This window comes from Thermospira aquatica (genome assembly GCF_023525255.1).
Lineage (GTDB): Bacteria > Spirochaetota > Brevinematia > Brevinematales > Thermospiraceae > Thermospira > Thermospira aquatica.
In genome coordinates this window covers 334,711-346,187 of the sequence record NZ_CP073355.1, presented here as the reverse complement: position 1 = coordinate 346,187, position 11,477 = coordinate 334,711, and the positions used below count along the sequence as shown (strand labels likewise).

The window sequence follows — 11,477 nt, the reverse complement described above, 5'->3', positions numbered from 1 at the left end:
TTTTTTTGTGGAGGTGAGCGAAGGTTGGGATTTTACTTTTACGAGTTCTTTTTCTGTTTTGAGGGTGGCATAAACTTGACATCGTTAGCGGTGATGGTAACCTTTGCGTGTTTTTGTCCGGTTGGGTCTTCCCAACGGCTTTGATGGAGTTTTCCTGAGACGATGATTCTTCGGCCCTTTTTGAGGTAGGCGGCGCAGACTTCGGCGATTTTTCCCCAGGCGGCAACCTCGAAGTAGCAGGTTTGTTTTTGGTCAGGCTCCTTTTGGGAGAAGGTTGTATGAGCGATAGCGAAGCGGGTATAGGCAGAACCTTCTGAGGTATAGCGGATCTGGGGTTCACGGACAACACCACCTTCGACAACAACCACATTGACGGATTTGGACATAGGCTCCTCCTTGTTTTGTTTTTTGCTATATATTATATCGAAAAAAATTTGTCAAAATTGTTAAAAAAAGGCGCCTTTATGGGTTTTTTGAAAAAAAATTTTTTTAAGAAGGTGGAGTATCGAGAGGGTGCTATTTCCTTTTTGCAGCGGGGAAGAGCTCTTACCATGGTAGAGGGAAAACACTTTGTTGCTTTTACCATCTTCCGGTAAAAGAAAGGGGGTTTATTTTTTGATTTCTTCCGGTTATATGGTATGCATGGACACTGCAAAAAGGAAATAGCTTATGTCCCAATGTCAGGTTAGCTATTTCACCAGATTGGTTTTATCCTGTGTAAAACTTGCTATTACCATTTCACAGTCTCTAGGTAGTGCCCCATAGACTGCAACAGGGAAAGAGCAGCCCTCGGAAAAAACTGAGAGCAATCTTATCTTTTACAGTTTGCTGATTTCTAGACTGACTGTTATAAGGGAATAGCACATCTGACCAGGTATTGTAAACAATATGGGAAGGCAATTTCGTTTGCACTTCTTGCCAATCTCCCTTATAATCTATCAATGGTAAAAGAAGGAGCCTATGATAGACGAAAAGATCACCACCGGTGATTTTTTACCCACAGATATGGATGAGCCGCTTCGGCCTAAAAGTTTTTCAGATTTTGTGGGACAGGAAGCGGTGAAGCAAAATATAGCTGTGTTTGTAGAAGCTGCTAAAATGCGGGGAAAACCCCTCGATCATGTGATTCTTTATGGACCTCCTGGCCTCGGAAAAACAACCCTTGCCAAAATCATAGCACATGAGATGGGGCGATCTCTCAAAATGATCAGTGCCCCTTCACTTGAGAGGCAGGGGGATCTGATGGCACTTCTTACCTCTCTTGAGGCATACGATGTGCTGTTTATCGATGAGATTCATCGTCTGAAGCGTCAGCTCGAGGAGGTTTTGTACTCGGCGATGGAGGATTTCAAGGTGGATATCATTTTGGGAGAAGGGACGGGTGCGAAAACACTTCGGATCTCTCTTCCTCCTTTTACTCTTGTAGGGGCAACTACTCGTATGGGGGATATTACCGGTCCTCTGCGCTCTCGATTTGGGATTATTGAGCGTTTTGATTACTATGATAAAGAGAGTCTTGAAAAAATTCTTACCCGAAGTGCCGGTATTCTTGGGGTACAGGTGACTGCTGAAGGAATTCGTGAGATAGCCAGTCGTTCCCGGGGGACTCCCCGGATTGCCAACCGTCTTCTCAAACGAGTGGCGGATTATGCTCTCGTGGAGAAGAAACTGCCAGTTGACAGAGAGTTTGCGGATTATGCATTACGGAGGCTGGGCGTGGATGAAAAAGGGCTGGACGAGATGGATCGCCGTATTCTGCGGGTGATTATTGAACAGTATCGAGGTGGTCCTGTTGGTCTTTCGGCACTGGCGGCATCGGTGAGTGAGGAAATGGAAACCATCGAGGATGTGTATGAACCCTTTCTCATTCAGCAGGGCTTTATTCAGCGCACACCTCGTGGACGGACGGCTGGCCGGCTTGCCTATGAACATCTTGGTTTCCCCTTTTCAAAAGATGATGATGACTGGCTTTTTGGAGGAGAGTCACAATGAGAAAACCTTATGGTCCCGCGCTGTATTTTTATCCCCTTCCTGTCATCGTAGTAGGTGCGCATGTGAAGGGAAAGCCCACCTTTACCACCATCGCATGGGGGACGCCCATAGAGGATGAGCCTCCACTGGTTCTTCTCGCTGTTGCAAAAGAGCATTATATTGTTTCTGAACGGGAGTCGCTTGAGTTTTTTTCGGTGAATTTTCCCTCTCAAGAACAGGTGGCTGCCGTGGATTACTGCGGGATAATTTCCGGTTTTGAAAAAGACAAGTCTTCCGTTTTCCCTGTGGAGAGGGGAAAACATGGGGCGCCACTTGTGGCTGATGCACCGCTTTCACTGGAATGTCGGGTGAGAGAAATACGTGATATTGGTGAGTCGTGTTGGTTGGTGATTGGAGAGGTGGTAGAGACGTACATAGATGAGGGGTGTATTGTGAATGGGAAGCCAGATGTTTCCCGGATGAAGACGATGGCGTATATAACAAAGTCTTCCGAATACCGTGCCCTGGGAGAGGTGGTAGCAAAGGCAAGAGAGATTGGGAAAAGTTTTCAGGGGAGGCAAAAGCAGTGAAACGAGAATCTATGCCCCAATATATCGAAAAGGTTCTTCAAAAGATAAGCTACGGTGATGTCTATGCCTCCGCAGGGGAAACCTTTTCGGTAGAGTTTGAGATGGACAGGCTGAAGTCCATGGAAGCAAAGGAGTATGCTTCTCTTGGCATTCGCGTTTTTGAAAAAACAGCTGCTGGTGATTACCGTGTAGGGCAGGGTTTTTGCAATCATGAGGATGACCTCGAAGGGATGGTTCAGAGGGCAAAAGAGCAGTCTCAGTGGGGAGAAAAACTCTTTGTTGAGCTTCCACAGAAGAGACAATTTCCCGAGCTTGATATATGTCGCGACGTGATACTTGAGAAAGAGCAGGCGATGAGCTGGGGAGAGCAACTGATTCAAGAGTTCAAAAGTATCAACAGGAGAAACAAGGTTTTTGTCTCTGTAGAGGTGACGGATGCGACCCAGTGGGTGGCGAATACGGTATCCTTCTATGGAAACTATAGAGAAAAATCCTTTTCTCTTTCCTGTGGGTTTTCGCATGTTGATCCTTCGGGTGAGCTTCTCTATCTTGGCGAATCAGAAAGTCGTTTCGATACCAGGTTTTCCTTTGAGCGGTATGTTGCGAAGATAAAGCAACTTTTTGAATGGAGTCAGAGAAAGGCAAAGATTCCTTCGGGGCGCTATCCTGTCATTTTTGCACCTGAAGCTTTAGATACCGTGCTTGATCCCTTGCTTATAGCCTTGAATGGAAGTAGTCGATACAAAAAAATCTGTCGCTGGGAAGGCATGGAAAACACTCAGGTGGTGGATGAACAGTTTACCTTGCGAGACGATCCTTTTTGTCTTGAGGTGGGGGATGTCTATCCGTTTGATGATGAAGGGGTTGTGGCAAAACCTCTCGTGTTAGTTGAAAAAGGGGTACTTAGAAATTTTATTTATGATCTTGCGACGGCCACTCGGCTGGGAACTCATACCACCGGACACGGAAGAAGAAGTCCTTCTTCTCTTCCCCAGCCAGAGTTTTCCAGTCTTATCGTTGAACCGGGTAGTGTGTCTTTTGATGAGATGATCCGTTCGATTGATCGTGGACTTCTGGTGTATAGTACCCTCGGGGGAGGGATGAGTAATGTGGTAGCGGGGGACTTTTCTGTGAATGTAGAGCTTGGGTTTCTTGTTGAGCATGGAGAGGTAAAAGGGAGAGTAAAGGATACCATGATTCGGGGGAATGCCTTTGAGCTTTTTCAGAAGATCCTGTTTTTAGGTTCTGAACCTGAGGTAAAAAGGGGGATAAAAGCTCCAGCGTTAGCTTTTGATGGTGTCAGTGTTACAGGAGAAGATGGATGAGACATTTGAGAATGTGGAGCTTGTTGGTGATGCTTATCATGACGGGATGTGGTCGGAGTGTTCGTGAGCTTTCCCGGCAGGAGGGTTGGTATATTGTGGGTAATTTACTCCTCGTGATGGAGACAGGGAAACAACAGATCTCTGTTGAGATGTATGGACGAAAGGGAGATATCTGGATTATTGAAGGAAGAGAACCCCTTCTTTCCCGTCGTGTTTTCTGGTTTTGTGCCGACGTATCGGGTACAAACTATATCATCAATGATATACAGGGAACTTATTGGTTTTTTGTGGATGAGACATGGTCTTCACTTTTTGTGGAGGTTTTGCCAACGTTTTTTGAAAGAGAGGAGAAGAGCGTTGGGGTGACAAACGACTGGCCTGTGAGTAATACAATGAACGGGTGGATGATAAGCGTACGAAAGCGTTTTGAAAACGGAATGCCAAGGATTATTGTAATAGAAGGCTATAACCAGCGGATGTTTCTTGATATCCAGAGGATTTCGAGAGATCTTTATCCCATCCAGAGATATGAGGATAAACCATGGCAGCAGGTGCGTATTGTTCCGGAACAGGGATTTTGGGAGGTGATCTATGAGTAATGAAAGAGAACGTATTGACGATATCCGTCAAAGGCTGAAGATGAAAGAACTCTCCGAGAGTGAGAAGAAGCAACTTTTTCAAAAGTTTATTGATGCTGGTGGGGAGGTAATAGATCTTGATGCTCAGGAACGTCGTGCGCTTAAAAAAACAGTTCGAACCGTGAGTCGGGAAAGGGAGCAGAGAATAGCTGAACTTGAAAAAGCAGAGAAGAAAATCTCGCGAGCAAAAAAAACAGAGGAATCTAATCCTGTTTCTCAGTGGATTGAATTGACAGCTGCTCGTATTACCTGTGTTTTGTTAGGTCTTATTCGATGGAATGGGCGTCAACTCAAGGAGAGCTTTGTCAATTTTCTTCTCTATGATTTTCAAAATACTCTGTTACAGATCAAGATGATTCTGGCTTCTCTTCTTTATCAGGACAAGGCGATTACCGCAGAGATCAGGCAAATGATGCTTGCGGACAGTGCTTTTCCTTTTGGATATGAGCTGATTTATAGACTGGATAAACTCTACGAAGAGGAATATTTTAAATTTCTCTCAGAACACAAAATGGATCCAGAATCTCTGTTTGAAAACCTGGAGGTACTCAAAGCTATCTATCGCAATCTCTTTGTGATCCAGAATTACCAGACATCACTCAAGCTTGCGGTGGAGAAGGCTCTTCTCAAAGAGGGAGAGATTCGACGCCTGAATTCGCGTATCACCGAACAGAATATCAAGAGTCTTTTTATGGCGATTGACATGATCTATGAGAAGGTAGCAGATCGATTCTATACATTGATGGAATATGCCTATCGTTTGGAGAGACAAAAGAAAAAGATAACCTTTCGCGATTTTTTGGGGATGAAACCAGAGGATGTTTTGGGATACTATACTGATCAGTGGAAAGAAGAGATGCAAAAAGCCATGCAAGAAGCAGCGAAGAAACAAGTATCAGAACAAGGCTCCAGTGGTTTTCTGTTTGCCGAAGAGGAGAATGCTGTAGCGAAAAATGTTTTAGAAAGTCTCAATGAGTATATCCAGAAAGGCATCTCCTTTATAAATGAGCGTATTCATTGGAGAGAAAAACTCATGGAGTATGAATCCAATAGAAATCCCAAGGCAGTTTATACTGTCAATGATAAGATTTTTCTTGTAGAACACCTTCTGGAATTGTATGAGAGTGAGTTTTCTTTTCTCTTTACAAGCACGAGAGTTCAATTTAATTATCTGCTTGTAGATGGGAAACGACTGGACATGAAAAAAGAACTCGTGGATCTTTATTACAAAACCATGCCCCTTCGGGATCGTTTTAATGAATACCTCCGTATTTTAAAAGAGATTCGTTCAGTGGAAAAAGAGGCATTTCTCTCGGTAGTAGAAAAGAGTAGCCGTCTTAATCAGCTTTCTATTCAAAGGAGTCAGGTTTCCCGGCAGATTCGTCGTGATCTGAGGGATATTTTTGAACAGTATAGCGGGAAATGGCTTTTTATTTTGAGCCGGACTGAGAATGAATCGCCTGTTATCCAAAACATGTCAGAGGTTTTGAAGTTTGATCGTAAACTCGAGGGAGAGCGTTGGTCCAATGGAAGGACGATTCGTGAGGCTGTGGAGATGGCGTATAGTCTTGCCGATACCATTCATTTTCTTCTTTTGGGAGAGCTAGGTGGTAATAGTCTCTTGATAGAAAAATCACTTTACCTTAAAATATAAACATCGAAAACATTGGAGGTTTCTATGAAAAGAATTCTCTTTTTAAGTATGGTTTTTGCGGGTATATGCTGGGGGTATAACACTAAATATGATGCGATGATGGAGTCGCTAGACAAAAGCCAGAGTAATTTGATCTTAGAGGCGCTGGATTCTCCTGATTATGATCTGGTTTGTAGTGCCTTGAAACGGACGGGGGAACTTCAATTGAAAGAGGCACTGAGTCGTGTCAGAAATCTTGTGAGTGTGGCTAATCCAGGTTCGAATCTTGATAAGAGTGTGCAGGTTGCCAAGATGCGTGATGTTTATATTCTTGGGGTATGGGTGCTTGGGATTATCGGAGATGAATCTGATGCGAGGATGCTTTCCACCTACCTTTTGAAAGACGTTTTTGACAAAAATAGAGCCTATGTTCTGATAGGAGCGCTTGGTAATCTGGATTACCGTGTTTCGAGAGAGGCTTTGCATGAGTATTCGAAAAGGGTAGAGGATGAAAGGCTCGCGATGCTTCTTGTTGAGTCTCTTGAAAAGCTCAATCATCGGGATTCTCTTTTACCCTTGATTCGTATGAGAGAGCGGCCAATTTTTACCGATGCTTTTAAGGCTCGTGTTGATCAGGCCATTCGTTCGATCAAGGAGAAAGGGAAGGATTAAGAGGCTTTCGTGGAGAATAAGGCTGCACTTCGGCGTTTCTTTTTAGAAAAAAGGGAGGCTCTTTCTCAAGAAGAGAGGGCAGCTCTTTCACAGGCCATCGTTGCCTGGTTACAAAAGTCCCTCGTGGGTTATACAAGAATTATGGCGTACTGGCCAATACGGGGTGAGGTGGATGTGGTGCCGCTTTTGCAATGGTGGCTGAAGGAAGGGAGGGATCTTTTTCTCCCAAGAGTAAGGGGAAGGAATCTCGATGTAGTAAAGGTAAAAAATCTTGAAACGGATATGTTTCCAGGTTATGCAGGAATACCCGAGGCAATGGGAGACGTTGTGCTGGAATATCCTGAGGTGATCCTTGTGCCAGGGGTGGCTTTTGATGAGGAGGGATTTCGTCTTGGGTATGGGGCGGGATTTTATGATCGGTTTTTGTCTCGCTGTGCAGACTGCAGGACAATAGGGGTGGCCTATAGATTTCAGGTGGTGAAGCAACTACCCCACCATGACACAGACATTCCTGTGCAAAGAATTGTTTGTGAGGATGGCTGGATACGATAGAAAAAGGGAGAAAAAAATGCAACTTTACCACGTAAAACCACGAAGAGAGCCTATAGAGGCCGTAATACGAGTTCCTGGTTCAAAGAGTATGAGTAATCGTGCCTTTTTGCTTGCGGCTTTGTCCCCAGAACCGGTAACACTTTATCATCTTCTTGAGTCTCAGGATACGATTTATATGGCCAGAGCACTCAGTCAGGTGGGTGTTTTTATTGACTGGGACACCAAAACAGAGGTGGCGTTGGTAAAAGGAGGACGTCGTCCCACGGGGAAAAACCATTTCTTTGTGGGGAACGCAGGAACAGCGATGAGGTTTTTGGTTTCCTATCTTGCTCTGGGTGAGGGTGAATTTGTTATTGATGGTGATGAACGGATGCGAGAAAGGCCTATTGAGGATCTGCTTGTAGCGTTGCGAGAGCTGGGGGTTTCTGTTGCGAGTGAAAATGGGAATGGATGCCCCCCTGTCAGGGTGGAGGCAAAAGGAGTGGAAGGAGGACAGTGTCATCTTCCGGGGGAGAAGAGCAGTCAGTATCTTTCTTCGCTTTTAATGGCAGCACCGTTATTTTTTCGGGAAACGGAAATACGTGTAGAGGGAGAGCTTGCTTCAAAACCCTATGCAGATATGACGATAGCCATGATGGCCCATTTTGGGGTGAAGGTGCGTCAGGATGGGTATGAGAAGTTTTTTATTGAACCGGCTGTGTATCATTCTCCAGGAAAGTATCTGATAGAAGCCGATGCATCAAGTGCTTCCTATTTCCTGGCGATGGGAGCTATTCTGGGAGGAGAGGTTCGGCTTGAAGGGATAGGAAGTGAGTCGCTTCAGGGAGATAGCAGGTTTGCTTATGTGTTACAGCAGATGGGGTGTGAAGTAGAGTATCAACCACAAGCCGTTGTTCTTCGCTCAGAAGGCAAACTCAAAGGTATAGATGTTGACTTGAATGCTATGCCAGATCTTGTCCCCACGCTGGCAGTAGTGGCCCTTTTTGCTGAAGGAAAGACAAGGATACACAATGTGGCAAATCTTCGTATCAAGGAGTGTGACAGACTTTCAGCGTTGGCCACGGAGTTTCAGCGGATAGGGGCTCAGGTTGAGGAGGGTAGTGATTATCTTGTTGTTTCTGGAGGGGGAAACTATCATGGTGCGCAGCTTCGTACCTACCAGGACCATCGAATGGCTATGGCTTTTTCTCTTATTGGCCTCAAGGTTGAGGGAATTGTGGTGGAAAATCCAGCTTGTGTTTCTAAATCTTTTCCACACTATTTTGAGTACTTTGAAAAGATAGTAGAGGCAAGACAACGTCTGATTCTTCCATCCTGAAAAAGAAATTTTTTCACAGAATGAACACTAAAAAGAATATATTTTTTTGCAAAATAGAGAGTGAAATATTGACAAAAATTTGCTTTATCTTAAAATAATATCGGTAAAGAAATCTATCTGGCGGAGGAGACTATGGCGCAGATTCAAGTATCCAAAGAGAACCGCAAGTATATCTTTCAAAAGCGGTTACAAGAGGCTTTGACTGCATGGGGGTTTTTGCTTCCGAACTTGATAGGGTTTTTGCTCATTACCTTTTTCCCTATCTTTTTTACTTTCTATCTTGCTTTTACCGAATGGGATGGGCTTTCGTATGCCAGTCCTGCAAAGATTCGCGTGGCTTTTAAACGTACGACGGGGGAAAATAATACAGCCCTTACGATTCCTGCAGGCACAAAACTCTCGGTAAAGACTCGAAAAGTAAGTTTTCGTGATCTTCAGGTTCCGATTTCCTACAGATTGATGCAGGATGTGGTGATTTCTCCGGAAAACAAGATTGTTTCAGTAGGGGATATGAATGCCCTTCGTCAGTGGACTTCGTATACGAACAAAAAGGGTCAGATCCTCGATCTTGTAAGAGATCAGTTGCCAGCAGAACTTTCTTTTATTAAAGAAGGGGATCTCTTTTTCTCAAGAACAGAGATTATGGCGGCAAATGTTCGATGGGCAACCCCTGTGGATGGTGTGTCCATAGGGCTTGATCTCAGTAAACCAGGAGAGGAAATAGTTGTGGCAAGTCGTCTTGATAAGCAGGTAGTGATTCCGGCGGGGACGATTATCCAGGCAGATATGTTTGTGAAGGTTCCTGAGGCTCCTCGAGATTCCGAATGGTTTTTTGAACTTTCTACTCCTGTGACGATTCCTGCAGGAAAAGATGAGGCAGTGTCGGCGGGTCTGGAGGCTACAGCAAATGGCGAAATGGGGAGTGAAACTTCTTTGATTGGTATGAAAATGCAGATTAACCCGGCAAAAGAAGGCGTAGAGGCTTATATCAAATTTGTGCAGGCAACAGGGAACAATGGACTTCAGTTTGTGGGACTCAGAAATTTTGAGGAGATTCTTTTCCGCGATACGCGTTTTAAAGAGTATCTGCTCAACACGTTTATCTTTTTACTTGGTATTCCCCTAGGAATGATGGTGTCTTTGATCCTTGCTCTGGCTATGAATATGCCTCTCAAGGGGATTGTGGCTTTTCGTGTGATGTACTTTTTGCCGGTGATTTCAAACATTGTGGCGGTGGCACTGGTGTGGAGGTGGTTTTTGAACCCGGAGTATGGTATTATTAACAGTATTTTGCGAACGATAGGTATCGTGAATCCTCCTAACTGGCTGGCAGATAAGACCTGGGCCAAAGTATCTATTATCGTGGTGGATGTTTGGAAGGGAGCAGGATACAACATGATGCTTTACCTTGCCGGTCTTCAGGGAATATCTCAGGATTTCTATGAGGCAGCGGAGATTGATGGGGCAAGTTCCTGGCAGCAGTTCTGGAATATCACCTGGCCACTTCTCAGTCCTACTAACTTCTTTATCCTCGTGATGGGTATTATTGGCGGGTTCCAGGCGTTTGGTACGCAGTACGCTCTCACGGGAGGAGGTCCTGCTGGTGGAACGACAACGATTGTGTTCTATGTGTACAGTAATGCCTTCAAATGGGGAAAGATGGGCTATGCTTCGGCTATAGCGGTTGTGCTGTTCGCATTGGTGATGCTGGTGACGTTGCTCCAGTGGATCTTCACCGAGAAGAATGTGGAATACTAATACAAAAGGAGGAAAGGTATGGCTGAGATAAAGGATATGACGATAGAGAAACCCACAGGGGTATCCCTTCAGGAACAGAGACGCAGACAACAGATGATCCGGGCGATTATAGCCTATGTGATTCTGTTTGTTTTTGCGATCATTTTTATTATGCCTTTTTTGGTGACGATCAGTACTTCGATCAAATATCCGCAGGATGTTTTTGACGGAAAACTCATTCCTTCTCGTGTGATTCAGCCCTGGTGGTATAATTTCTTTGGGAGAACGGAAATGAAGATCCCAAAGCTTACGTATGATGGGGCTTTCTTTGCGGGATGGAGTAGACAGGGGATTCCTCCTTTTGCTCGATATTACATTAACTCGATTGTGGTATCTGTGGCAGTGGTGTTACTTCAGCTTATCACCTGTTCGATGGCCGCGTATGCCTTTGCCCGTTTGAGATGGCTGGGAAGAGATCAGGTTTTTCTTGCCTATTTGGGAACCCTGATGGTGCCTGGCGTGGTTATGATGATCCCGGTTTTCATCATGATGAGAAATGGGTTCTTTCTCCATCAGTTTTTGCCTTTTATTCCCAAGTTCTCGCTGATTGATACCTATCTGGCAGTGATTCTTCCTGGAGCTTTTTCTGCGTATGGTACGTTCATGCTCCGGCAGTACTTTTTGTCTATTCCTGCGTCTCTTGAAGAGGCAGCGTATATCGATGGCGCTACTCGCTGGCAGATTTTGACAACGATTATTATTCCACTTTCAAAAACGGCACTTTCAACGATGGCTATCTTTACGTATCTGTTTGCATGGAATGATTTTATGTGGCCATTGATTGTGATTAACTCTGATATGATGAAAACCCTTCCTCTGGGTCTTCAGACTTTCCAATCAAGTTATGGTTCCCAGTGGCATCTTGTGATGGCGGCATCGCTTATAGTGGTTTTCCCTCTGATTGTGGCTTTTGTTCTTGGACAACGGTATATAGTAAAGGGAATCATGATGACAGGATTAAAGTAGATTATCAGGGCACCC

The 11,477-nt window shown here is 44.7% G+C and carries 11 protein-coding genes; 10 read left to right on the top strand and 1 reads right to left on the bottom strand.

Annotated features, from left to right (window positions below):
• Positions 1-38: 38 nt before the first annotated feature.
• Entirely contained in the window at positions 39-386 is a 348-nt protein-coding gene (locus KDW03_RS01780) for a single-stranded DNA-binding protein (RefSeq protein WP_271435688.1), read from the bottom strand.
• A gap of 577 nt (positions 387-963) precedes the next feature.
• Here KDW03_RS01780 and ruvB point away from each other — a divergent pair.
• From ruvB to KDW03_RS01730, 10 genes are all read left to right on the top strand, one after another.
• Positions 964-1,992 (top strand): Holliday junction branch migration DNA helicase RuvB, encoded by a 1,029-nt coding sequence (gene ruvB, locus KDW03_RS01775; RefSeq protein WP_408648346.1) that lies wholly within the window; start codon positions 964-966, stop codon positions 1,990-1,992.
• Positions 1,989-2,561 carry a flavin reductase family protein gene (locus KDW03_RS01770; RefSeq protein ID WP_271435686.1) on the top strand — a complete coding sequence of 191 codons (573 nt, stop codon included), beginning with the start codon at positions 1,989-1,991 and terminating at the stop codon, positions 2,559-2,561. The genes ruvB and KDW03_RS01770 overlap by 4 nt, the downstream gene beginning before the upstream one ends.
• Positions 2,558-3,886 carry a TldD/PmbA family protein gene (locus KDW03_RS01765; protein WP_271435685.1) on the top strand — a complete coding sequence of 443 codons (1,329 nt, stop codon included), beginning with the start codon at positions 2,558-2,560 and terminating at the stop codon, positions 3,884-3,886. The genes KDW03_RS01770 and KDW03_RS01765 overlap by 4 nt, the downstream gene beginning before the upstream one ends.
• Entirely contained in the window at positions 3,883-4,485 is a 603-nt protein-coding gene (locus KDW03_RS01760; protein ID WP_271435684.1) for a hypothetical protein, read from the top strand. The genes KDW03_RS01765 and KDW03_RS01760 overlap by 4 nt, the downstream gene beginning before the upstream one ends.
• Entirely contained in the window at positions 4,478-6,178 is a 1,701-nt protein-coding gene (locus tag KDW03_RS01755; RefSeq protein WP_271435683.1) for a hypothetical protein, read from the top strand. Before KDW03_RS01760 ends, KDW03_RS01755 begins: the two co-directional genes overlap by 8 nt.
• A 24-nt stretch (positions 6,179-6,202) precedes the next feature.
• A complete protein-coding gene (locus KDW03_RS01750; RefSeq protein ID WP_271435682.1) occupies positions 6,203-6,829 on the top strand; it encodes a hypothetical protein in 627 nt (208 codons plus the stop codon).
• A 9-nt stretch (positions 6,830-6,838) separates the two neighbouring features.
• Positions 6,839-7,381 (top strand): 5-formyltetrahydrofolate cyclo-ligase, encoded by a 543-nt coding sequence (locus tag KDW03_RS01745; RefSeq protein ID WP_271435681.1) that lies wholly within the window; start codon positions 6,839-6,841, stop codon positions 7,379-7,381.
• A gap of 16 nt (positions 7,382-7,397) precedes the next feature.
• Positions 7,398-8,699, top strand: coding sequence for a 3-phosphoshikimate 1-carboxyvinyltransferase (gene aroA, locus KDW03_RS01740; RefSeq protein ID WP_271435680.1), 1,302 nt, complete (start codon positions 7,398-7,400; stop codon positions 8,697-8,699).
• 132 nt (positions 8,700-8,831) lie between these two features.
• Positions 8,832-10,457 carry a carbohydrate ABC transporter permease gene (locus tag KDW03_RS01735; protein WP_271435679.1) on the top strand — a complete coding sequence of 542 codons (1,626 nt, stop codon included), beginning with the start codon at positions 8,832-8,834 and terminating at the stop codon, positions 10,455-10,457.
• A gap of 18 nt (positions 10,458-10,475) precedes the next feature.
• Positions 10,476-11,462 carry a carbohydrate ABC transporter permease gene (locus KDW03_RS01730; RefSeq protein ID WP_271435678.1) on the top strand — a complete coding sequence of 329 codons (987 nt, stop codon included), beginning with the start codon at positions 10,476-10,478 and terminating at the stop codon, positions 11,460-11,462.
• The last annotated feature ends 15 nt before the right edge of the window (positions 11,463-11,477 follow it).